Origin of the sequence: Flavobacterium sp. K5-23, assembly GCF_023278045.1 — a bacterium.
Classification (GTDB): domain Bacteria; phylum Bacteroidota; class Bacteroidia; order Flavobacteriales; family Flavobacteriaceae; genus Flavobacterium.
Map to the genome: position 1 here is coordinate 1,707,667 of NZ_CP056783.1, position 24,252 is coordinate 1,731,918.

The 24,252-nt window shown below is 33.9% G+C and carries 15 protein-coding genes and 1 tRNA gene; 2 read left to right on the plus strand and 14 right to left on the minus strand.

What is annotated here, in order from left to right; genetic code table 11:
* Positions 1-57: 57 nt before the first annotated feature.
* The 7 genes from dapB to FLAK523_RS07575 all read right to left on the minus strand — a co-directional run bounded on the left by dapB (position 58) and on the right by FLAK523_RS07575 (position 4,216).
* On the minus strand, positions 58-759 hold the full coding sequence (gene dapB, locus FLAK523_RS07545; RefSeq protein WP_248907996.1) for a 4-hydroxy-tetrahydrodipicolinate reductase: 702 nt from the start codon (positions 757-759) through the stop codon (positions 58-60).
* Positions 760-763: 4 nt separating this feature from the next.
* Positions 764-964, minus strand: a complete 201-nt coding sequence (locus tag FLAK523_RS07550) for a hypothetical protein (RefSeq protein WP_248907998.1) — start codon at positions 962-964, stop codon at positions 764-766.
* A 28-nt stretch (positions 965-992) separates the two neighbouring features.
* Positions 993-1,553, minus strand: a complete 561-nt coding sequence (locus FLAK523_RS07555; RefSeq protein ID WP_248908000.1) for a DUF5683 domain-containing protein — start codon at positions 1,551-1,553, stop codon at positions 993-995.
* On the minus strand, positions 1,553-2,452 hold the full coding sequence (locus FLAK523_RS07560; RefSeq protein ID WP_248908002.1) for a ParB/RepB/Spo0J family partition protein: 900 nt from the start codon (positions 2,450-2,452) through the stop codon (positions 1,553-1,555). Before FLAK523_RS07560 ends, FLAK523_RS07555 begins: the two co-directional genes overlap by 1 nt.
* Positions 2,453-2,456: 4 nt before the next feature.
* Entirely contained in the window at positions 2,457-3,224 is a 768-nt protein-coding gene (locus FLAK523_RS07565; RefSeq protein ID WP_248908004.1) for a ParA family protein, read from the minus strand.
* Between the two features lie 469 nt (positions 3,225-3,693).
* The gene (locus FLAK523_RS07570) at positions 3,694-3,936 is read right to left on the minus strand and encodes a GIY-YIG nuclease family protein (RefSeq protein WP_248908006.1); all 243 of its coding nucleotides are present in this window, start codon (positions 3,934-3,936) and stop codon (positions 3,694-3,696) included.
* Positions 3,937-4,141: 205 nt separating this feature from the next.
* Positions 4,142-4,216: transfer RNA gene (locus tag FLAK523_RS07575), tRNA-Pro, on the minus strand.
* A gap of 262 nt (positions 4,217-4,478) precedes the next feature.
* On the opposite strand from FLAK523_RS07575, the gene trxB reads away from it, so the two are divergent.
* Positions 4,479-5,426 carry a thioredoxin-disulfide reductase gene (gene trxB / locus FLAK523_RS07580; protein ID WP_248908070.1) on the plus strand — a complete coding sequence of 316 codons (948 nt, stop codon included), beginning with the start codon at positions 4,479-4,481 and terminating at the stop codon, positions 5,424-5,426.
* 78 nt (positions 5,427-5,504) lie between these two features.
* Here trxB and FLAK523_RS07585 read toward each other — a convergent pair whose 3' ends face one another.
* From FLAK523_RS07585 to FLAK523_RS07605, 5 genes are all read right to left on the minus strand, one after another.
* Positions 5,505-6,332 carry a DUF2807 domain-containing protein gene (locus FLAK523_RS07585; RefSeq protein WP_248908008.1) on the minus strand — a complete coding sequence of 276 codons (828 nt, stop codon included), beginning with the start codon at positions 6,330-6,332 and terminating at the stop codon, positions 5,505-5,507.
* Between the two features lie 80 nt (positions 6,333-6,412).
* Complete coding sequence (locus FLAK523_RS07590) at positions 6,413-7,153, minus strand: head GIN domain-containing protein (protein ID WP_248908010.1); 741 nt, start codon at positions 7,151-7,153, stop codon at positions 6,413-6,415.
* 2 nt (positions 7,154-7,155) lie between these two features.
* Positions 7,156-8,889, minus strand: a complete 1,734-nt coding sequence (locus FLAK523_RS07595) for a PspC domain-containing protein (RefSeq protein ID WP_248908011.1) — start codon at positions 8,887-8,889, stop codon at positions 7,156-7,158.
* Between the two features lie 2 nt (positions 8,890-8,891).
* Complete coding sequence (locus FLAK523_RS07600; RefSeq protein WP_091205948.1) at positions 8,892-9,224, minus strand: PadR family transcriptional regulator; 333 nt, start codon at positions 9,222-9,224, stop codon at positions 8,892-8,894.
* A gap of 55 nt (positions 9,225-9,279) precedes the next feature.
* On the minus strand, positions 9,280-9,735 hold the full coding sequence (locus tag FLAK523_RS07605; RefSeq protein ID WP_248908012.1) for a DUF4870 domain-containing protein: 456 nt from the start codon (positions 9,733-9,735) through the stop codon (positions 9,280-9,282).
* Between the two features lie 208 nt (positions 9,736-9,943).
* On the opposite strand from FLAK523_RS07605, the gene FLAK523_RS07610 reads away from it, so the two are divergent.
* Positions 9,944-10,396 (plus strand): DUF4442 domain-containing protein, encoded by a 453-nt coding sequence (locus FLAK523_RS07610; RefSeq protein WP_248908013.1) that lies wholly within the window; start codon positions 9,944-9,946, stop codon positions 10,394-10,396.
* A gap of 78 nt (positions 10,397-10,474) precedes the next feature.
* Here the strand turns inward: FLAK523_RS07610 and FLAK523_RS07615 are convergent, their stop codons facing one another.
* Both FLAK523_RS07615 and FLAK523_RS07620 read right to left on the minus strand, forming a co-directional pair.
* Entirely contained in the window at positions 10,475-18,124 is a 7,650-nt protein-coding gene (locus FLAK523_RS07615) for a LamG-like jellyroll fold domain-containing protein (RefSeq protein WP_248908014.1), read from the minus strand.
* A gap of 1,442 nt (positions 18,125-19,566) precedes the next feature.
* Positions 19,567-24,093 (minus strand): LamG-like jellyroll fold domain-containing protein, encoded by a 4,527-nt coding sequence (locus tag FLAK523_RS07620; protein ID WP_248908015.1) that lies wholly within the window; start codon positions 24,091-24,093, stop codon positions 19,567-19,569.
* Positions 24,094-24,252 lie beyond the last annotated feature (159 nt).

The window sequence follows — 24,252 nt, forward strand, 5'->3', positions numbered from 1 at the left end:
ATTTAAAGTTTAAGGTTGTTCGTTTTGGAACTTTAAACCTTAAACTTGAAAAAGAGTTTATTTTAAATTTAACACATCTTTCATTGTGAAAATTCCTTGTTTGCCATTAATCCATTCGGCTGCAATTACGGCACCAAGTGCAAATCCTTCTCGATTATGAGCAGTGTGTTTTATTTCTATGGAGTCTACTATTGAGTTGTAATTCACAGTATGTGTTCCTGGAATATTTTCTATTCTTTTGGCTTCAATGTGAATTTGATTCTCTTCGGCAGTTTCTAATGTCCAGTTTGTGTAAGTACTGTTTTCGATAATACCTTTAGCCAGAGAAATAGCAGTTCCACTAGGAGCATCCAGTTTTTGTGTATGATGAATTTCTTCCATATCAACGCTGTAGCTGTCTAGTTTAGACATCATTTTGGCCAAATATTCATTTAGTTCAAAGAAAATGTTTACACCTAGACTAAAGTTTGAACTTGAAATTAATGCTCCTTTTTTTTCATTACAAAGGGTTTCAATTTCATTATAATGTTCGAGCCAGCCTGTAGTGCCGGAAATCACGGGAACATTTGCCTCAAAACAATTGGATATATTGCTTACGGCAGCTGTTGGTATGCTGAAATCGATAGCGACATCTGCATTTGAAAGACCTTCAAAGCTGTTATGAGAGCCTTTTTTCAAGACGATATCATGACCTCTTTCAAGGGCGATACGTTCAATTACTTGCCCCATTCTTCCGTAACCTAAAAGCGCAATTTTCATTCTTTTATTTTTTATTTCTTGAATAGTGTAAGATTCCTGCGAATAATAATCCCATTAAAATTCCAGCGATGAATCCAGAAAAGAAATCATTCATTCTGATGCTATCAAGCCCTTTAATGTCTGAATAGTTTATTAAAGTAATTAATAATAATACTGTAGTAATAATAAAAAAATATTTTTTCCCTATTTTATTGATTAATGACATAATGAGCGTTCTAATTGTTTATTAAAATCTAAAAATTATAATTAAAAGTTAGTCCTACATTTGTCTTTAATGTTACATCATTAGGGTAAATAAAGGGATTTACTGATAATTTTTCATTTACATTAAACTGGATTAATGCTGCGTCAACATTAGCATCAATTATATTCAATGCGTAAAAGCCCAATGTTATTAAGGCTGATAAATCTCGATTTCGTTGGTAGAATTTTTGACCAGCTATCAAACGACTGTTATCTAGATAAGCAAAATCATCATCAGTAAATCCTTCTAGCCTACGTTTATAAGCATCTCTGTACTGATTGTATTTTTTATTGTTGTCAATATAAAAGTATAGACTGGTTCCCATTGCAGCGTATACAATAGGGATTTTCCAATATTTCTTGTTGTATGCCTGCCCTAAACCTGGCAATATAGCCGAATAAAAAGCTGCCTTTGCAGGAGTTAATGGATCTATGTCGATTGACTTTAGCGTGTCTTTAGCTACTAGCGTAGCTTCGGTTTTTCTCTGGGCAAAAACCGTTACATTTCCTATGATGAAAAGAAATAGAACTATGGAAACAATTTTGTTCACTATCCCTTTATTAATTCAATTATTCTATTAAAATCCTCTTCTGATTGAAAAGGAATGGTAATTTTTCCTTTACCATTAGCGGCTACTTTAACATCAACTTTACTTCCAAAATAAGTATTGAAAACCTTTTTTTGAGTTTCTTCTATTTCAAATGAAGAAGTTTTTGGTTGAGTTGCAGGTTTTGGTTTTAAGCTTTCATGGTAATTTTTAACTAAAGCCTCAGTATCACGAACAGAAAGATTCTGGCTAACGATTTTTTGGTAGATGTCCGTTTGAATATCTTGGTCTTCTATATTGATTATAGCACGACCATGACCCATACTGATAAAGCCATCACGAATACCCGTTTGAATAATCGGGTCTAGTTTTAAAAGCCTTAAATAATTAGCAATGGTAGAACGTTTTTTTCCAACTCTATCACTTACTTGTTCTTGTGTCAGTTGGATTTCGTCCATCAATCTTTGATAAGAAAGAGCAATCTCTATCGGATCTAAATCATGACGTTGAATGTTTTCAACTAAAGCCATTACTAATGACTCATTGTCATTTGCAATACGGATATAAGCTGGAACAGTTGTTAGTCCAACTAATGTCGAAGCACGTAAACGACGCTCCCCTGAAATCAGTTGATATTTATTGTAATCTAGTTTACGAACTGTAATGGGTTGAATTACGCCTAATTCTTTAATGGAAATGGCTAATTCTTTTAATGACTCTTCGTTGAAATTACTTCTGGGCTGAAATGGATTGATTTCAATAGCATCAATTTCAAGCTCAATTATGTTTCCAACAACTTTGTCGGCATTTTTATCGCTTACAGATTTTATATCGTTTTCAGGATCTTTCAGTAAAGCAGATAATCCTCTTCCTAATGCTTGTTTTTTTATTGCTTTTGCCATAAAATTATTTGCTGTTTTTCTTTATAACTTCCTGGGCTAAATTCAGGTAATTTATAGCTCCTTTGCTAGTAGCGTCATAGTTGATAATGCTTTCTCCAAAACTAGGCGCTTCGCTTAATTTTACATTTCTTTGAATGATGGTGTCAAAAACCATATCGTTGAAGTGTTTTTGAACCTCTTCAACCACTTGATTCGACAAACGCAATCTAGAATCGTACATCGTTAAAAGCAAACCTTCTATATCTAGGTCGGCATTGTGAATTTTTTGGATGCTTTTGATGGTGTTCAATAATTTTCCTAATCCTTCTAATGCAAAATACTCACACTGAATTGGGATAATTACTGAATCTGCTGCTGTCAATGCGTTTAGCGTTAACAATCCAAGAGAAGGCGCACAGTCAATGATAATAAAATCATAATCGTCTTTTACGCTTTCTAATGCTTTTTTAAGCATGTATTCCCTGTTTTCTTTATCAACTAATTCGATTTCGATTGCAACAAGGTCAATATGTGCCGGAATGACATCCACATTTGGAGCTGAACATGTGATAATAGCCTCTTTTGGGGTATTACTGTGTTCTAGAATTTGGTAAGTTCCAATTTCTACACTATCTACATCTATACCTAGCCCTGAACTGGCGTTAGCCTGAGGGTCAGCATCTATAAGTAATACTTTCTTTTCTAAAACTCCTAAGGCGGCAGCAAGATTTACTGATGTTGTAGTCTTTCCAACTCCTCCTTTTTGATTAGCAATCGCAATGATTTTGCCCATTTATTTTTCTAAATTTTGAACCGTAAAAATACAATTAAATATGGTTTCTAAAAATCTATTTTGTTAACATTTGTTAAAGCTTGATTAGTTGATAATTGAAACCGGGAAGTTTTTGCCTGATAATTGAAATGAGAGTAGCTATTCCAGCTGTTCGCTTCAAGTTCTTGTGCTTTAAACTTTTTTCTAAAGTCATAAAAGGAGCTTCCTCTGGTCGCTCTTTTGTGCCATAAAAAAATCATTTAAAGCCACAAGAAGCTTTTCACTGCCATCCGGGCTAGAGGAGTTATGGTAAATGAAAAAGATTAGAAGGGGATGTCGAATATTTGAAGTAATTCCGTGCCATTTTATAAAGCAAAAAAAAAGTCTTTTCAAATAATTGAAAAGACTTTTGTCGGGGTGGCAGGATTCGAACCTGCGGTCTTCACGCCATGCGTGACGTGAAAACCTAGCTACGTTCTGTTATAATGTTTTAAAATAAATTGATATCTTGAAGGTATCTTTTTGCTCCTCGTTTTTTTATTTTAAGTTCTAAAAGCATTGCTTCAGAACGAGTTGGAAGTTGTGTTTTATAAACTACTTCCCATGGTTTTCCTGATTTGGTTGAAATGCTCTGTCCTGAATTATGTCTAAGCAATCTGTCTTCAAGATTATCAGTTTGTCCTGTGTAGTACTTTAAAGAAGATTTACTAAATAAAATGTATACGATGTACATAATTAGAGTTTGGATATAGCAAAAAAAAGCCGAACATTGCTGGTCGTCTTCTTGGTCGGGGTGGCAGTCCCGAGTATTCGGGAGAACCTGCGGCCTTCACGCTATGCGTGACGTGATAACCCAGCTACGTTATGTTTAATAGTTGTACATAATTGGAGTTTGAATTTAGCAAAAAAAAAAGCCTCGTATTACTACAAGGCTTTTGTCGGGGTGGCAGGATTCGAACCTGCGGCCTCCTGCTCCCAAAGCAGGCGCGATAACCGAGCTACGCTACACCCCGAATATATTTTATTTTAAATAATTCGTATAAACAAATAGTAAGAACTTTTCACTTCCGGTCTTCACGCATGGCGTGACACGATAACTGAGCTACGCTACGCCCCGAATGCGGGTGCAAATATATAACTAATTCTGAGTTTGGCAAAGAAAAAACGGAAATAGCTTGTGATTATTTTTAAATAGCTAAAATTGATGTTTTTATAGCTTTGTATTTTTATTAAAAAACTACATTTGCAACTTCAAAAATGAAATTTATAAGAACTATGTCAAATACAATTGAAAAAATAAAATGCCTTATCATAGGTTCTGGACCTGCGGGATATACCGCTGCTATTTATGCTGCCAGAGCAAATATGAATCCAGTTCTATACCAAGGAATGCAACCAGGTGGTCAGTTGACTACTACTAACGAAGTGGAAAATTTCCCTGGTTATGTTGATGGTGTTACAGGACCGGAAATGATGGTTCAGTTAGAAAATCAAGCTAAACGTTTTGGTTCGGATATTCGTGACGGTTGGGCAACAAAAGTTGATTTTTCTGGGGATGTTCATAAAGTTTGGATCAATGATACTATTGAACTTCATTGTGAAACTGTTATTATATCTACAGGCGCTACAGCTAAATATTTGGGATTACCATCTGAACAACATTACCTTAAAATGGGTGGTGGAGTTTCGGCTTGTGCTATCTGTGATGGTTTCTTTTATAGAAATCAAGAAGTTGTAATTGTTGGAGCAGGTGATTCAGCTTGTGAAGAGGCACATTATTTGTCTAAAATGTGTTCTAAAGTTACGATGCTTGTAAGAAGTGAAAGCTTTAGAGCTTCAAAAATTATGGAAGAGCGTGTACGTAAAACGGAGAATATTACAATCTTAATGAATCACGATACTGTAGAAGTGTTAGGTGACGAACAAGTGGTTACTGGTGTAAAAGCTAAAAACAAAACGACAAACGAGATTTTTGATATTCCAGCAACTGGTTTCTTTGTGGCTATTGGTCATAAACCAAATACTGATATCTTTAAATATTATATTACTCTAGATGAAACAGGTTACATCGTTAATGTACCAGGATCTTCTAAAACTAATGTAGCAGGTGTGTTTGTATCAGGAGATGCTGCTGATCATGTATATCGTCAAGCGATTACTGCTGCAGGTACAGGTTGTATGGCTGCTCTTGATGCTGAAAGATATTTAGCTTCTAAAGAGTAAATGCCTTTAGGAATTATATTAAAATTAAATATCCCCATCAACTAATGTTGATGGGGATATTTTTTTATAAAACAGTCTTTATTTTTTCAGCAATTTTACCTCATCAGTAAATTTTCTCATATCTATTTTTGGAGAGCCATAAAGTTCAATTTCAGATTTACCGGAAGCTGCTATAGAAATGTTGTTCTCAGCATTAACGCTACATTCAGCTTTTATTTCAGTAATTAAATCTAAATTCTTGATAGTTAATTTTTTCCCTGTAAACTTTGAGTCATTATCTAATCTAATAGTTGCTTTAGTAGCATTACCTTCAATATTAGCAGATGCATCTTGATATAAATCAGATGTTAGATCCACTGTAGAAATTAAAGATTTTAATGCAGCGTCGTTGCTTAATATGATTTTTGCACTTTCTGATTTTAGATTCAGTTCTATTTTAGATTTGTCTTCAGATTGTAATTCGAAATCTTTTACATTCACATTCAAAAATAATTTAGAAGACCCAAAAGATCTTATAGTCACCCCATTTGACTGTATCTCTTGTATAGCATTAACAATGGATTGGTCTTTAGCTATAATAGTAGTAAGATCGTTTGTGTAAGTAACTTTTAGAGTTAGTTTTTTATATTTAATTATTTCTTTAGAAGTAAACAAACGAAGCACTCCGTCTCTCAAATCCAAAGATATAACATCATGTAAATTATCATCTGCTTCAATTTTTATACTGGGAGTTTCCCCTTTTTCCAGAGAAATTTCCAGGTTGTCATTTATCTCAATAGAACTGAATGTACCTATTGTTTTTAATTCAGTTATTACTTTTTTAGAACCTTTGATTTTGTCTTTTTTCTGGGCAAATCCAAAAGTAGTTAATAGAACAAGCAATAAAAGGGGAGTGTATTTCTTCATTTTAAATAAGGTTTTTCACAAATATAAAAAAATCATCCGCTTTTGACGGATGATTTTGATTTTATAATTTTTGGAAGATATTAAATCTTGTCAATACTCGCTCCTGAACTAGATTTTTTTTCGATTGATTTGGGAGTGTTTTTATAATTTATAGTGCTACCACTAGATGCTCTTGCATTTAAACTTACAATTGGATTCACTTTTATAGAGCTACCACTTGAAGATTTTGCAATTACATCATTGACTTGAAAGTCAGATGCATCTATCTCACTACCACTTGAGGCAGTAGCTTCAAAGTTTAAAGCCAGTCCTTCTATAGCGATATCACTACCACTACTAGATTTGCATATGGTGTTATCAGCATTTACCTGTACGTTAATGGTTGCGGCACTTGAAGCTCTTAGGCTAATGTTTTCCCCTTTTAATGTGTTTTCTGATCGAATGGTGGAAGAACTTGACGCTTTTAATTCTTCTATAACGGGCATTTTTACGGTTACTTTTTTTGATTTAACATTGTAGAATGAACTATGATCAGATGAAATAATCAGTATTCCATTTTCTACTTTGGTGGTAATGCTATTTTGTAAATTATCATCAGCTTCAACAATAACTTCTGTATGATTAGCTTGTTCAACTACTAAATCAATTGCATTACTTACTTCGATGCTTTGAAAGTCTGAGTTTACTGTTCTTTTCTCGGTTGTAACATTTCCACTTCCTTTTATCTTTTTTAAATTAAACGATTGGTTGCAGGATGCAAATAATAATGCTGTAATTGCAACTACTATAAATTTGGTTATTACTGTGATAATTTTTAACATGATTATTTAGTTTTTATAATTATACCATCTTTGTTTATATGTAATTCTCCTTTTTTGTTTTTTGTATTTATTCTTAGGCTATCTTTTGTGATACTCACCCCGTTATTTTTAATAATAACCGAAATATTTTCACTTTCTGAGTCATCCTCAGTATTGTATTCATTTGAATATTCCTCATCTTCAGGACAGTTCAAGCATTTTACTTTCGAATTTAATACTTGATATAAATTGTTATCTGAACTAGAATCCAGATTGAAAAAATCATCATTCGATCTATTGTAATCTTGCATACTTGAATCTGCTTTGAAAAAAGTTCCTTCGGGCAAGAATACAGTAATTTCTATTTCTTGGTCTCTGAATTTATTTTTCAAGTCGGTTATCAAATAATTGTCAAATATCAATTGATTACCTACTATTGAATATTTGTATTTTATTTCTTTAGCTCTTTCTCTAGCTTCAGATAATGTTTCTCCTTTAGCTTCTTTTTCGATTTTTAAATACGCTACTTTTTCATCCGTGTATTCAATTTTTATATGAACATCATTAGAATATATTACATCTGCATTAGTGGAATCTTTTGCAATTTTAAAATCTTCTCTATCGTTTATACTTTTCGAATAGTAATCATTGTGCCTAAATTTAATTACCAATGTGTCAGTAGGTAATAACTTTAGGTATTCTTTTTTTACAATTCTTCCATCGTTAGAAAATGCTGAAGCTTGTTTTATTCCAATTGAAATAGCCATGGCAACAGATATTAACCAGATAGCAAGTAAAGTTGATTTAGCAACATTTCCAATAGATTTCATTTTTGGAGATAGTAATTTAAATCCTAACAGTGATAAGAAAAAGAACGGAATCCCAACAGCAAAGAACATTAGTAGTCCAAAAGACCAGATTGGGTAATCAGTGAAGTTACCTGCCTCTATAAAATCTTGCCAAGGCACGCTAATTAATGAGGATGAACCAAGAGTAAATACTCCTATAAATAACCCCATTAATGTAGCCAGTCCTGTTATGATTAAAAAGATCCCAAGAATTTTTGCGAAGATTTTAAAAACCGTCATTATAAAATCACCAAAAGAGCTTCCTATTTTTTCGGCACCCGTTTTTACTTGGTTTCCAAATTTATCATAATCAGCATTTTTAAATTTCTCTGAAACATTTTCAAATTCTTCCCTTACTTTTTTTTCGATATTAGAAATATTCACAGGTTCTCCCGTCATTTCTAGTTTTTCAGATGTTGTTACAGCTTCGGGCATTACAATCCAAAGAATGATATAAGCAAGGATTCCTGTTCCAGCACCCCAAACTAATAGTATTAGAATAACTCTTACCCAAACTGCGTCAATTCCAAAATAATGTCCAAGACCAGCGGCAACACCACCTATCATTCCTTTTTCTTTATCTCTGTACAGTTTTTTTGTTCTTCTTGAATCATTACTATAGCTTGTTGAAGTCTTATGATCGTCTTCTATGATATAATCTTCCGGTTGTCCCATTACTGCAATCACCTCGTCTACATCTTTCAAACCTATAACATGCTTGTCACTTTTTTGTTTTTCATTCAATAATTCAGAAACACGCATTTCAATGTCTTTTATGATTTCATCTTGTCCAGATGAATTGCTTAAAGAACGTTTTATTGCGTCAAAATAGCGATTCATTTTTTGGAATGCATCTTCATCTATGTGAAAGAACATTCCGCCTAAGTTAATATTTACTGTTTTGTTCATGACTATTGTTTTTGGTTTGTGATTAGATTAACGGCATCTGAAAGTTCAGTCCAAGTGCCATTTAGTTCGTTTAAAAAAGTTTGCCCTATTTCGGTTAGACCATAATATTTTCTTGGTGGTCCAGATGTAGATTCTTCCCAACGGTAATTGAGTAGTCCATCATTTTTTAATCGGGTTAAAAGAGGATAGATTGTACCCTCTACTACAAGTAATTTGGCGTTTTTTAAAGTGTCTAGTATTTCTGATGTATATGCATCTTTTTCTTTTAATACAGATAAGATACAAAACTCGAGAACACCTTTACGCATCTGGGCTTTTGTGTTTTCAATGTTCATAATTTCATTTTTGTTTTTTGATTAAACTGTTCATTTTTTGATTGATTGTGATGATTTATTTTATGAAGGGAATTGTTATTGGATACTTATACAATTCTCCATTTGATGTTTTGATTGAAGCATATATGATTAAAAAGAATTCGGCGACTTTTAGACAACCAAAAATGAACAAGGCCATAATTCCAATGGTTAGCATCCCTATATTGTCCGCAATATTAAAATTATTTATAATTACATTGTTGTCATTTATTATTGCTTCTAATGAAACGTTGTTAAAGACCGTAATTAAGAAAATTGGAATTGCAATCATACCTAATACCAAAGTGTACAATAATAAGCTCAATTGAAAATTTAACACTTGTTTACCATGATGATCTACAAATTCAGACTTGTCTTTTTTTGTTGTCCATAATAATATTGGAAAAATATAATTCCCAAATGGAATGAAATACTGAGTTAAAGTACTCAGGTGAATAAATGTTGCCGTGTTTTTCTCAGTGATTGTTTCCATTTTTTGATTGCTTTATAGGTTTCCCTTTTAATTGATTTGATGATTGAAATTCTTTACGATTTGAACGCCTAGTAATTTCTTATACAAATATATATCTAAAAGACAGTATCTTGTATCGCATAGTAGTGTAATTTAACACAAAATTAACATATATAAATATTATGTACGCATAGTATTTTTTTGTAATTTAGCAAAAAACAGATTGATTATGAAGATTACAGTTAGCAAACTAAATAAATTTTTATTATTCAAATTGCCATCAGCATTTATATGTGGGGTTCGAGTAAAAGAATTAGATGAAACACGTTGTGTTGTTTCAGTAAAGCACAGATGGATTAATCAAAATCCATTCAATTCTATGTATTTTGCAGTGCAGGCTATGGCCGCCGAACTATCAACAGGTGCATTAGTAATGTATCAGATTGAAAAAAGCGGAAAAAAGATTTCTATGTTGGTGGCTAATAATAAAAGTAGTTTTACAAAGAAAGCAACAGGAAGAATCACTTTCGCTTGTAATGATGGACATTTGATTGAAAAAGCTATTCAAGAAACAATTGCAACTGGAGAAGGGCAGACGTTTTGGATGAAATCCATTGGAACAGACGAAAAAGGAGTTCAGGTTTCTGAAATGGATTTTGAATGGAGTGTTAGAGCCAAATAAGTTTAAATAGAGTTTTCAATATATATAAAACGCCTCATTGAATGAGGCGTTTTCGTTTATGAAATGTTTGGGAAGTGTTTAACGAATTATTATTTTCTTTCCAAATTCCCCTTTGGAAGTTTTTATTTTTACAATATAGATCCCTGAGGCTTTATTATTAATTGGAATCTGAATGTTGTTTTGTTTTATATCCTCTATTTCCCAATCCTCCAAAGATTGGCCTAATATATTGAAAAGAGATGCTGCGTTTACCGTGGCATCAATGAAATTATTCTTGATGTTTAGTACTTTATTGTTATTGGTGTAATACACTATAATTCCATCATCCAAATTGGTTTTGTCAACATCATATAGTTTGTTTACAAATTGCAATGAAAATCGATTGTTATACTCGCCTATTGGGAGTGATATAGTATAATCATTGTTTTTGATGTCATGATAAATTCCAGTTACATTATCATATATATAAATTTCGAGAGTATTGGGTATGTTTTCTAAGGCGTCTATTTTGATAGTCGATTTACCTTCATTAGCCACAATAATACCCATAGGGATTATTTGATCATCATTAAAGTTTGGAACCGCTTGAATCACAAACTGACTATTACTAATATCCCAGAACATATCATTATCATTCGTGTCAAACATTGGAGCGTCATAACCAATATCAAATTGATTGGTTGTGTTGCTATCTACAGTAACTAAAAGTTGACGATGCGCACCCACAGCAGAGTCAAAACCCAATCTGATTTTTAGCCGAGTGTCCGTTATCTCTTGCGTTATAGTTTTTTTAGTTCCACTTGATTTCATAAATAATGAACTTGCCGTAGTTTCTCTGACAAATACACGTTGACTATTTTTGAATACTACATCACCTCCAACAACAGTACCTAGCATTTCTCCTATAGCGGAGTCTAAATAACCATCAATAAAAAATCCTTGAGCTACGGGGATGTAACGTTCTGGCGCTTTTGACCCGAGTGCTCCATCATTTACAGTCAAAGGACTGTCATTAATAGCTTTTACACCACCAGCTAAACTATAAGTAGCATAACCTCCTTGATATTCAGCTAGATTGTGATTATTTGAAACCCCAAAATGATCCCAGAAGTAAATTGCCCCACTGAATCTATTTTCGGTGTTTCTTCCAACTTTATTATTGATTGTTTCTTTAATATTATCTTTTATAAATTCATCGGCATCAAGAGCTGATGGATAAGGATTTCCGATTAAATAACTATTGTCTTTGATCATATTTAATGTTATTGTCCCAGAATTTGGTTTTCCAATAAAAACATAATTTTGAGTTTCATAAATCAGAGCTTCCCCTCCGCTACCTTTCATAGTAAATCCTTCCCCAACTTTTAGTAGACCAAAGCTTTGTATAAAATTCCATTGGAAATAATTTCCCCAATCATCTCCATCTACTATTGCAGCGTTGTAAGACCATATCCAACGGTTGCTGATTTTTATTGGGTCTGTAGGAATGACAGCTGCTGTATCAGCATAATAAGCACCACCACCAAAATTGATAGCTATCGGAGTGGCAGAAGTTTTTCCGTCCCTTAAAATACCAGCAATGGAGTGGGACGTATTATTGATGACCCCTTGAATAGTACTTACGGGCGATGACCAATAATTGTAATTGAAACTGTTCTTTTTACCTTGTTGGTCACGCTCAATATATCCTATACTGCTTTCAGCCAAAATACTTTCGCTGAACTGGGTTGGTGTGTATCTCTTTTCCACTAATTGTGATTCTCCCACCAGATCAATAGAACCATCCAGTTTTAAATAATGGGTAATCCATAAGCCTTGGCCGTCATTTTTTTCAATAGGAGTGGTGACTGTAGGATCAGCAATTGTTAACCTGCCAGCAGTTGAAAGTAAACCTAAAACTGTAATATCTTTATCCCCGGAACTTATATTATGTGATGATTGAACTATATTCCAATCAATTTGAGTTCCATAAACTGTGCTATTTGGTGTGTACCAAACTACTGGTTGCGCCCATGTGTTATTATTACTCCATACACCATCATTTGCTGATTTGTAGGGTAAAGGTGCTGTTTCTTGTTGAGGTGAATAAATATTTCTTAATCTACCATTAAGGCTACCTTTAGATGGAGATAAGTAACCACAATTTACAGTCATACGATAATAGCCATCTAAATCTGACCATAATAAAGGGTCATTATCGGTGCCGTTTTGTGTTAAATCAGGGCCGTAAATTTTTATAGGTATTATTTCCCCCATCACATTATCACCCCCGTCAAGTTTTATCTCTTGATTCATCATTTGACGTATATGTTCTATATTAAGTGCCTTGTTCCAAATTCTCAATTCATCGATCCAACCATGGTAATAGTTAATAGGTTTTTTAGTAGGTTTACCATTCACATCCAGATTGCCTATTTGGTCCATTGCTCCCAATATACATTGCATACTATTATCAGTAGGGGCAATGCCATTTGCACTTGCTTTTTCAACACCATCCATATATAATTTATAGGTGCTACCATTAAAAGTTACTGCAATATGATGCCATGTTGTTGCATCTATAGCATTACTTGATATATAATTAGTAGAACCCCAACGAAATTCGACTAAGCCTCCATTCAATCTTAAATCATATCCAGAAGCTAAATTATTAGCATCGCGTTTAGATAAGAGACTCTGTGTCCCTGTTAGGTCACCAGATTTTATCCACATCTCTATGCTAAATGGGCCTGTTCTGTCATAATTATCTTTAAAAGTGATGTAGTCATTTACACCGTCAAAATCAATTTGATCGCAACTGTTAATAGTTACGTCTACAGTACTCACACATCCGTTGACAGTCCATGCTAGTTTATATGTTCCAGGTTTTCCCGTAAATGTTGCATTAGGATCATTTATATTAGAAAATGTAGTGGTGCCAGTACATGCAATAGGTGCAATAGCTACACTCCAAGTTCCAATTTTACCCGTTGGAGGGTAATCTGGAGATATAGGTACTATGTTAGGAACTTTATAATTGTTTTTGTAAACGCCTTTGTTATAATTTTGTTGAGCACTAATGGTATTGTCGTAAGCTGATAAAGTTACTGTGTCTTCACCACATTCACCAACAATAGGGACTAAATTATCCCCTGCATAAGATAACGTGGCATCTATTTTGATAAATTCAGTACCTGCTATATCGTCACTTCTACATCCATTAATTAACGATGTTGCACCATAATTTTGTATCCCTGGAGTCACGGGTTTTATGGATACCGTTGAACCTGTAGCGACTACTACACCATAATCATCAGTCCATTCAATCACTTCGTCAATAGGATTGTCTGGAATCTCTACATTATCTATAGCCCAAACGCTATTTGTGGTTCCAGAGTATGTAAATTTAATTCTTAGACCGGTTAATCCTATATATTCTTGTAAATCAATAGATACATGTTTGTCAAGTTTGGTTCCTAAACTGGTTTTACAAGGTCCTGTAAAACCAGGGGTATTTGTAGCAAAACCAGTATTGCTTGGTCCAGTATAGTTATAGGCGGCTCCTGGATTTAGAATTACACCATAACTTGCGCCACCATCAACAGATATTTCTATTTTGACCCAAGCTCCAGCTTCTAAAAAATAGGCTTGGTCAAATTCTAAATGCGCAGTGGTTAAGCCAAGTGTATTAAAAATAGGCGTTTCCAATGTTGATAAAGGAGTAATAGTATGTACATTGTTTGGTTGGTTTACATATTGTGGAATTCCGGCTACGACGGCAAATTTTGTATTATCGGTAGTGTCATAGCAACGCCCATTATAATTTTTAGGCCCGTTGGTTTCTTTCCAATAAGTACTTTGACCATTATCTCCTCCAGCGGACATTTCAGCTTCACCATCTACTTGCCATCCTAAATTATTCAGATTAGCAGTATTAAACAAGCCACCTTCGTTAAATGCTAAATTAACACCATATTCACTTTCTACCACTACTGATACAGAAGCTCCTAAGCAAATAACATTATATTCTGTACCATTTATAATGGTTGGGGGGATATCTGGCGGTATAACTGTTATTATTGCAATTGGTGAAAACCCTAAACAATCACCTACATTTATTACAGCTCTTACCAAAGTAGTAACTAGAACATTCATAACGGTGTATGTGGTAGTTGTGTTAGTTGTGCCAATAATTGTTGACCAAGTAATCCCGCCATTAGTGGAAAACTCCCAACGGTTTATGCTGCTAGCCAATGCAGGATTTATATTCAATTTTAGAGTTACATCTTGTTGTATAGTATTGCCATTAATATCGACAGGACAAGCTGTTATTTCTATTATATTAGAAGCATTAGCAACTGTTTGTGTTTGAACATTATAACCAGTAAGTGTTCCACTATTAATAGTAGGAGCATCTATTCTGATTTTAGTAGAGCATAAAGCTGTATTGCCTTGACTATCTGTTACTGTTAATGCTACATTTTGAACACCAATGTCATTACAACCAAACGTGTACTTATCAAGGCTAAGTGTTATAGATCCACAATTATCAGTAGAACCATTATTTATTTGACTAGCTAAAATTGTTGCTTTTCCTGTAATGCCATCTAAAGTGACAACAAGTGTATTATCACCAATACATTTTGCTATAGGTTTTATAGCATCGTTAACTGTTATAGTTTGTGCGACATTTATGCTATTTCCTGCATTATCAGTTACCTTATAAATTCTAGTTATTATTACAGGACAAGAGCCAGATGGTGTATCGCTAACAAAAGCTACCACTGGATTTGCAGTACAATTATCTGCTTCATTAATAACTACTGTGATATCTGGTGCTGGTGCAGATCCTGATGCTACAATTGGAGCAGGGTTAGAGGCTGTTGGAATTTCATTATCTGTTACTGTAACAGTTTGATTGCAGGGTGTGGAAATATTTCCATTTTGGTCAGTAGCAGTCCATACCACGGTTGTGTTTCCCGTGCCAAATAAATATGTAGATGGGTTTATGATAACACCGCCAACTTTTGCTGTAATAATTAAGTTTCCGACTGTGGTACAATTGTCTAATGCAGTAGGAGTGTCAAGGTTTACTGTTGTAGAACAGTCTCCTGTTCCGTTCGCACTGGTATTGGCAGTTTTATTTATAGGACAAGTAATAGATGGTACTGTATTGTCATTGATATTAAATATATGGTTGACATCAGTAAAGTTTCCGCAAGCATCGGTTATGGTATATGTCCTTGTTATTGTACCATTATAGCTTTGTCCCGCCAAACTACCAGTAGATGATGTTACGGTAAGGCTAGCTGTGGCGGTACAATTATCTGAAGCATTAGCTCCCAATAAACTATTAAATGCGCTAATGGTTGCTACTGCTGTAGGTAAATTGCTAGAGCATTGTAAGGAGGTTGGGGTAGGTGCTGTTACTGTTGGTTTTGTATTGTCATCAACGGTAATGGTTTGAGAAGCACTGGAGTTGTTGCCACAAACATCTGTTGCTGTATAAGTACGTGTAATGGTATATCTATTTGCGCATGTTTGGCTAGAAATAACATCTGAAGCAACTGTAATTGTAATTGTTCCTCCACAAGTATCATTTGCTACAACCGCTCCAATATTAGTTGCTGGAACATTAGCAGCACAACTTACAGTAGTGTTGGCTGGTATGCTAGTGATTACAGGAGCCGTTTGGTCATAAACGGTAATGGTTTGAGAAGCACTGGAGTTGTTGCCACAAACATCTGTTGCTGTATAAGTACGTGTGATGGTATATCTATTTGCGCATGTTTGGCTAGAAATAACATCTGAAGCAACTGTAATTGTAATTGTTCCTCCACAAGTATCATTTGCTACAACCGCTCCAATATTAGTTGCTGGAACATTAGCAGCACAACTTACAGTAGTGTTGGCTGGTATGCTAGAGATTACAGGAGCCGTTTGGTCATCAACGGTAATGGTTTGAGAAGCACTGGAGTTGTTGCCACAAACATCTGTTGCTGTATAAGTACGTGTGATGGTATATCTATTTGCGCATGTTTGGCTAGAAATAACATCTGAAGCAACTGTAATTGTAATTGTTCCTCCACAAGTATCATTTGCTACAACCGCTCCAATATTAGTTGCTGGAACATTAGCAGCACAACTTACAGTAGTGTTGGCTGGTATGCTAGAGATTACAGGAGCCGTTTGGTCATCAACGGTAATGGTTTGAGAAGCACTGGAGTTGTTGCCACAAACATCTGTTGCTGTATAAGTACGTGTGATGGTATATCTATTTGCGCATGTTTGGCTAGAAATAACATCTGAAGCAACTGTAATTGTAATTGTTCCTCCACAAGTATCATTTGCTACAACCGCTCCAATATTAGTTGCTGGAACATTAGCAGCACAACTTACAGTAGTGTTGGCTGGTATGCTAGAGATTACAGGAGCCGTTTGGTCATCAACGGTAATGGTTTGAGAAGCACTGGAGTTGTTGCCACAAACATCTGTTGCTGTATAAGTACGTGTAATGGTATATCTATTTGCGCATGTTTGGCTAGAAATAACATCTGAAGCAACTGTAATTGTAATTGTTCCTCCACAAGTATCATTTGCTACAACCGCTCCAATATTAGTTGCTGGAACATTAGCAGCACAACTTACAGTAGTGTTGGCTGGTATGCTAGAGATTACAGGAGCCGTTTGGTCATCAACGGTAATGGTTTGAGAAGCACTGGAGTTGTTGCCACAAACATCTGTTGCTGTATAAGTACGTGTGATGGTATATCTATTTGCGCATATTTGGCTAGAAATAACATCTGAAGCAACTGTAATTGTAATTGTTCCTCCACAAGTATCATTTGCTACAACCGCTCCAATATTAGTTGCTGGAACATTAGCAGCACAACTTACAGTAGTGTTGGCTGGTATGCTAGAGATTACAGGAGCCGTTTGGTCATCAACGGTAATGGTTTGAGAAGCACTGGAGTTGTTGCCACAAACATCTGTTGCTGTATAAGTACGTGTGATAGTATATCTATTTGCGCATGTTTGGCTAGAAATAACATCTGAAGCAACTGTAATTGTAATTGTTCCTCCACAAGTATCATTTGCTACAACCGCTCCAATATTAGTTGCTGGAACATTAGCAGCACAACTTACAGTAGTGTTGGCTGGTATGCTAGAGATTACAGGAGCCGTTTGGTCATCAACGGTAATGGTTTGAGAAGCACTGGAGTTGTTGCCACAAACATCTGTTGCTGTATAAGTACGTGTGATGGTATATCTATTTGCGCATGTTTGGCTAGAAATAACATCTGAAGCAACTGTAATTGTAATTGTTCCTCCACAAGTATCATTTGCTACAACCGCTCCAATATTAGTTGCTGGAACATTAGCAGCACAACTTACAGTAGTATTGGCTGGTATGCTAGTGATTACAGGAGCCGTTTGGTCATCAACGGTAATTATTTGAGAAGCACTAGTTATATTAGATTCTGAATCTGTAGCTGTCCATGTGCGTGTTATAGTATAAGTATTAGGACAGACTCCTGTATCAATTATTTCTGAAAAATTGACAACAGGACTTGATGCATCACATACATCAGTTGCTGTAACAGTTGCTACAGTTGGTATATTTGGACATTCTACTGTGGTACTAACTGGAACACCTGATAATACTGGACCTATTCCATCACCACACTGCCCAAAACCGTAAAATGATGTTAGTAACAATAAAATTATAAAGAAGTAGTTTTTTTTCATAATATTCACTCTTTAATGGCATGCATTTAATATTTTAAAAATTGTACACAGCATAAACTATGGCAATTTTAGAAGTTAAATAATGTTTGTTGTAGTGGTATTATTGGTAATTAAAAATAAATCAACCTTATAATAAAGTAAGGATGATTTTTGAAATTTTTAATCAAAAAATATAACATAGGTTATTGTCAAAACAATATTTTTTCGACAATTTAATTTTAATTTGGGGTTATATCTGTCTTAAAGTTAGTTATTTATATGGTTTTATCATAAAAACAACACACTTTTTCGATGAACTTGTTTTATCTATCGATGAACTACTTTTTTTTTATTAAAATAGGCTTCTCCTTTTCTGAGTCTCTCTCTTTTTTGCCAGTTTTTGTTTTAAATTCACTTCTGTTAAGGATGACTGTTTCTTTATTTGATGTTTAGAGGTTTGTAATATAGATGTAGAGTTCTTTTCCTTTCTACAAAAATATATTTCCTAATTGCACATATTGCCTAAATAGTTTAGTAGAAAAAGTTAATCCAATTATATAATCAACCTCTAGGTTGTATATAACTTCAGAAGGAATTGCAGTAGCGGATCTTTGAATATAAGGGGCTCTTTTTTGCGCAATATTTATGAATGGAAAGTATAAAAAGCTTATTAATGAATAGCCGTAATTTTTTTCGAACAAAGTAGTTTTCTTCATAGTTATTTGGGGTAATTATGATATATTAAAAATAGTTAATAATCTATTAATAATAAACTGCTATCGTGTAGGTGGTATTAAACAGTTTTATTTTTTTGTGGCATTTATTTTTCTGTTTTAGTTTGTAATGTATTTACTATCAAATATATACATAAAATTTATTTACGTGTTATATTTTTAGGTTAAAGGCTTTAATTAATCGATAAAGTGCTTAAAATAACTAATAACATAAGATATTACATCATAAAACACGACTCAAAAATGTAGTTAATGTATATAAATCTTAAGTTTGAATTCGGGAAGTTGTGTAAGGATGTGATATAGAAGGTGTTATAATTTGTTTGTGGCTTCTAAGTATAATCAATTAATGACGATTTTTTTTAGAAGAATCCTTTTAAAGTTTGAATTTGGGTTTTGGATATTCCAGTGCTTAAATTAGAAACAGTTAACTGAAGATTTCTTAGTGCATTAAATTCCCAACGTGAAATGTTTTTTAACGCTTATGTTAAATAAGGACACTTTTTGAAAAATTGCCTTTTCTAAATCATTTTGTATTTCAAGTAGATTTAATTTTGAAACACCTAAAAATAGGGTTAAACAATAAGTTATTGGGAACTTGAATCCTGCAAGTTTAATTATGCTTATTGTTTTATTGATTATATTTTAAAAAAAAAAACAGTCTTCAAATAGATTTACTTTTTGAAGACTGTTTTAGATTTTAAAGGAATTGTTTAAAATTATTTGATTCTATTGAATTATAATTTTTTTACTGTAATCCCTTTTTGAAGTTTTTACTTTTATAATATACAAACCTGGGTTTACTCTTTTAATTGGTAATTGTATGTATTCCTGTTCTTGATTATCCATTTCCCATGTCATAATAAATTGGGCATTATTATTATATAAGTTAACAGTTTGGATTATTTCATCTTTTATATTGTTCTTTATAATTATTAAGTTTTTATCTTGCAGATATGTGATTTTAATAAAGGCGGTTGTGTTTTTTTCAACAAAGTCGTATGTCTTGTCAATGAACCTTAGAGAAAAACGACTATTGTTTTTTCCTGATTTCAATACAACCTCATATTTTTCGGTTCTAATGTCGTGATAACTATTGTTTTCATTGTCATGAATATATATATGTTGTTTTGAATCAAAATTTTCAAGTGCGTCTATCATAAATGTTACTTTCCCTTCTTTATCCGCTTTAACCCCTATAGGGTATATTGCATTTTTGTCGAAAAATCCTTCTCCAGAAATCACTAATTCATTTTCACCGTTTAATAAATACATGTCGGAAGGGAAATCATCAAAGTTAGCGCCATCATATCCATAATCCATTTCAGAAGTTGCCTTTTCATTCATAAATGCCAAGAGGACTTGTCTATGATAGCCATTTTCTGAATTATACCCTAGTCGAATTCTTTTATAATTATCTTTAACTATTTTATCACTTTGATTATTTGTCCAATATTTATCCTTTTTCGGGTCTTTAATTATTTTACTCATCATATTCGATGAAGTATGATCTTCTTTTACAAATGCTCTTTGACTGTTTTTATAAATGATAGGTCCGCCAGAACCAACTTTTCCTTCCACGAAAAAGCTTTGCCCAATGGGTATGAATTGGCCAGGTGTTTTTGTTGAAGATCCCAATCCGCTTATAAAATCTACTCCTATTGCTGATGGCGGTGTACCACCAGATAAATTGCGCACAGCATAACCCCCTTGGTAATCTCTCAAAATATGGGTGTTATTAGTGGTGTAATGTTCCCAGAAATACAATGTTCCGTCTTCAATAGAATTTATATTGTCGTTTATAAATGCAGTTGCGTCTAGAGCAGAAGGATACGGGTTTCCAGTCAACAATAAATCTTCTGAACCAACACTATTTGTGTTTATAGTTCCATTATTAGGTTTTCCCACAAAAGTATAATTTTGAGTAGTTCCTGCCGCTCCACTTCCTTTGAGCGTGAATCCTTGCCCCACGCGTAAGGAACCTGTTTCGCCTATTTGATTCCAATTTGCGTAAGCATTTCCATAATCATCAAATTTATATATCCAATACCTTGCTAAACTTATAGGATTTGTAGGTGCACCATCGTAACCTCCTACCCAGTTTATAATCTTTGGATTAATTGGATCTGTACCGTCTCTGAGAATATTTCCAACAGTATAATCTGTATTGTTTGCAGTTGTGTTTATTGGACTTACAGGAGACGACCAATAATTGTAGTTGTATTTGTTTGACTGTCCCTGTTGATCTCTTTCTATTGAACCGCCACTTGTTACGTCTAATTCACTTCCTTCAGTTTGAATTAATTGTGACATTCCCACAAGGTCTATTTTTCCATCCAGTTTTAAATAATGGGAAACTTCAATCTTAGAATTATTATTAGCAGTTAACGTGTTGCTGTTTACTAATAATCCTAACACTGTTTTATTTCCCACTGAATTAACATTGTGAGTAGTTCTTACGATGTTCCAATCAATTCGTGTAGATCCATCAATTGCGACACTATTAGGAGCATCCCAAACTGGAAAGTTTGTCCAAGTGTCATCTGTTGACCAATCTTGGTCACTTATTCTAGTAGTATAAGGTAAAGGTGCTGTTTCAGGTTGTTGCGTACCAATGTTTCTTAACTTACCGTTAATCGTTGTTATAGTTTTGCCTAATACATATCCGTTAACGATATCTGTTGATTCTTTCATTTGGTAATACCCATCTAGATTGGTCCAAGCTAGTCCAGGAACATCTAATGGTACAATTGATCCTTTGACATTTCCTCCATTGTTTTGGATTTCTTGGTTCATCATTTGACGAATTTGATTAATCGTCAATTCGACTTTCCAAATTCGCAGCTCATCCATCCATCCATTAAAATAGTTAAAAGGGATACCATTTGATTGATCCATTGCTCCTAAAATGCAATTAGCACTATTGCTTGATATAGGATTAACTCCGGTAACGGCTGTTTTTACTGCTATTCCATCAATATATAATTTATAACTTGTACCGTTAAATGTAACAGCAATATGATACCATCTGTCGGAATTTATAGGGTAAGTAGATGCAATAGAATTTCCATTCCAGTTAAAAGAGATGATGTTATTCACTAATTTTAAATCATATCCATCAGCTGTACTTGTACCATTACGTTTAGAAAAAATAGTTTGGATGTTGTTATTTATTGCATTTGATTTTATCCATGTTTCTACACTGAACGAACCTGAACTCAAACTATAATTATTTTTAAAAGTAACATTGTCATCAATACCATCAAAATTCAATATGTTACAATTGACAAAAGTCACTAAAACGTCATCTATAGTGCCGGCACAACTTGTTGTCCATCTTAATAGATAAGGACCTACATTAGGACTATAAAAAGTAGAGCTAGTGCTAGTGTTATTTGAAAATACTTCTCCTCCTCCTGAAGGACCACTAACAATTGTCCAAATACCACTAGTCCCTGATGTTGCGGATAAATAAACAATTTCCCCTCCACAAGACACAACTTGATCAGGGCCTGCCAGTGCAGTAAAACATGGACTGCCGGAATTGTCTAAAGTAACAGTTGTGGGAGATGTAATGGGAATTTGACATCCTGTGGAGTTGTCAAAACCCTTGAATATTGCCTTAGTAGTTGAAACACCAGAAATAGCGCCAACACCACTAAGCGTTCCGCTTACTGAAATTACTGAGGTGCAACTATTATTAATGATAATAGCACAATCGTCTGTTGCTCTTACTTTAAAGGTAATTGTTGCCAATAAATCTTCGGGATTTACAGGAAGTGGTAATGTTCCCATGTTCCATATTATAGATTGTGTACCTGAATCATAGTACGGAACATTTGTTGTTGTTACCGTTGCACTTTTTGTAAATGAAATACTTGATACTACAAAATTTATAATATTTGAAATTGGAATGGTAACTATATTATTATTAATAGCTTCGGTCCCTTTATTTTTAATGTTAAGTGTGTATGATATTTCCTTACCAGGCAACACTGAATAGGGCTGTGGAGGATTTGTAACATTATCTATAGAGTTTACAATTAATACGCCTTCAGGTTCTGGAACATAAGCATCTACTGACATTGCGAAACCGAAAATAGTATATACTTCATAAGTAGATCCAAATCTAAAAGTGGTAGAGGTTTGATTGTTTCCAATTACTGAATTTCCTGGATTCGGAATAGTAAACATACTGAAATCTACTCCAGTATTGTTTTTTAAAATGGGGTTGCTTTTGCCTATCGCTGGCACTGGAAATATAGAAGAATTGAAGAAGTTATCTGTTGAATTCCCTGCATGATTTAATGTCAAATAATTAGTATTGTTATATTCAGCAGGATTAGCATTAAGTTTTTGAACTGCTAAATAATCACTTCCAGAATTTGTTGCTACATCTCCTTCAGCTGCAATTACGCCTAGTTTCATATTTACTTGACCAGCAGCAACAGTTGTAAATCCTGAAATAGGAATTGTTCCAAATTCACCTCCTCCAGAGCGTTGACCGTTTACATAAGCATAACCATCAAAAAGAGTTATTGCACGACTTTTCATTATTTGGTTTTCATATATAACTATCATAACCCAGCCACCAGAAAAACCTGGATTAGCATTAGTTCCTTCGGTTAAAGCAATATCCGCAACGGTGTAAGCCCCTGGCCCATGTGTTTTTACATAATCAGTAATTTCCTGATAACCAATAAAAATTCCGCTTTGAGCAGCTCCTGGAAAACGGATTTCATAATTTGGTCCTATAGGTTTTGCTGTGATTGATGTATAAGTAGTTGCACCTGGTCCCTTTAAAGAAACTACTTTTTTGTCATAATTTTTAGTAACGGAACCTTTGGTGACAGAAAATGTCTCACTAGCATCATTTGATTTTCCAGTCCAATATAGTCCAGCAAAAATAATTGTTGAACAATTTTGGATAGAGCCATTTTCTCCTGAGTTAGAAAGTTCAAGAGTTGCCATTGAAGAGTTTAAAGTAGAAGAATTACCATCAATATCGACGTATTTCATCGAATTACCTTCATTATTAACTGTATTGCTGTAATTAACAAGAGTTAAGTTGGTATTACCAATTAGCGTAAAATCACCCTTGACGTTATAAACCGTTTTGGTAGGAGTGGCAGACGAAGTCCTTTGCGTAAAAGAAACCTGAGGAGTAGTCAATGTTTGCGCATTAATTTGACTAGTTACAACTAAAATTAACATAGTTAAGCCGTAATATTTTTCGAATAGAGTAGTTTTATGCATAGTTATGGGGCTAAATAGGATAAATAATTCTACGTTATATTATAAATAAACACAATCATAAATAGTAGGTTAACCTTTATTTGTTATTTATTAAAAATTATATTTTTAACGATAAAGTAAAATAGAGAGGAATAAATTTATTTTAATAAGACACAATAA

What these genes read in the sequence shown, in the direction of transcription:
- dapB (WP_248907996.1), bottom strand. Translation starts at nt 759, where the DNA reads ATGAAAATTGCGCTTTTAGGTTACGGAAGAATGGGGCAAGTAATTGAA.
- FLAK523_RS07550 (WP_248907998.1), bottom strand. Translation starts at nt 964, where the DNA reads ATGTCATTAATCAATAAAATAGGGAAAAAATATTTTTTTATTATTACT.
- FLAK523_RS07560 (WP_248908002.1), bottom strand. Translation starts at nt 2,452, where the DNA reads ATGGCAAAAGCAATAAAAAAACAAGCATTAGGAAGAGGATTATCTGCT.
- FLAK523_RS07565 (WP_248908004.1), bottom strand. Translation starts at nt 3,224, where the DNA reads ATGGGCAAAATCATTGCGATTGCTAATCAAAAAGGAGGAGTTGGAAAG.
- FLAK523_RS07570 (WP_248908006.1), bottom strand. Translation starts at nt 3,936, where the DNA reads ATGTACATCGTATACATTTTATTTAGTAAATCTTCTTTAAAGTACTAC.
- trxB (WP_248908070.1), top strand. Translation starts at nt 4,479, where the DNA reads ATGTCAAATACAATTGAAAAAATAAAATGCCTTATCATAGGTTCTGGA.
- FLAK523_RS07585 (WP_248908008.1), bottom strand. Translation starts at nt 6,332, where the DNA reads ATGAAGAAATACACTCCCCTTTTATTGCTTGTTCTATTAACTACTTTT.
- FLAK523_RS07590 (WP_248908010.1), bottom strand. Translation starts at nt 7,153, where the DNA reads ATGTTAAAAATTATCACAGTAATAACCAAATTTATAGTAGTTGCAATT.
- FLAK523_RS07595 (WP_248908011.1), bottom strand. Translation starts at nt 8,889, where the DNA reads ATGAACAAAACAGTAAATATTAACTTAGGCGGAATGTTCTTTCACATA.
- FLAK523_RS07600 (WP_091205948.1), bottom strand. Translation starts at nt 9,224, where the DNA reads ATGAACATTGAAAACACAAAAGCCCAGATGCGTAAAGGTGTTCTCGAG.
- FLAK523_RS07605 (WP_248908012.1), bottom strand. Translation starts at nt 9,735, where the DNA reads ATGGAAACAATCACTGAGAAAAACACGGCAACATTTATTCACCTGAGT.
- FLAK523_RS07610 (WP_248908013.1), top strand. Translation starts at nt 9,944, where the DNA reads ATGAAGATTACAGTTAGCAAACTAAATAAATTTTTATTATTCAAATTG.
- FLAK523_RS07615 (WP_248908014.1), bottom strand. Translation starts at nt 18,124, where the DNA reads ATGAAAAAAAACTACTTCTTTATAATTTTATTGTTACTAACATCATTT.
- FLAK523_RS07620 (WP_248908015.1), bottom strand. Translation starts at nt 24,093, where the DNA reads ATGCATAAAACTACTCTATTCGAAAAATATTACGGCTTAACTATGTTA.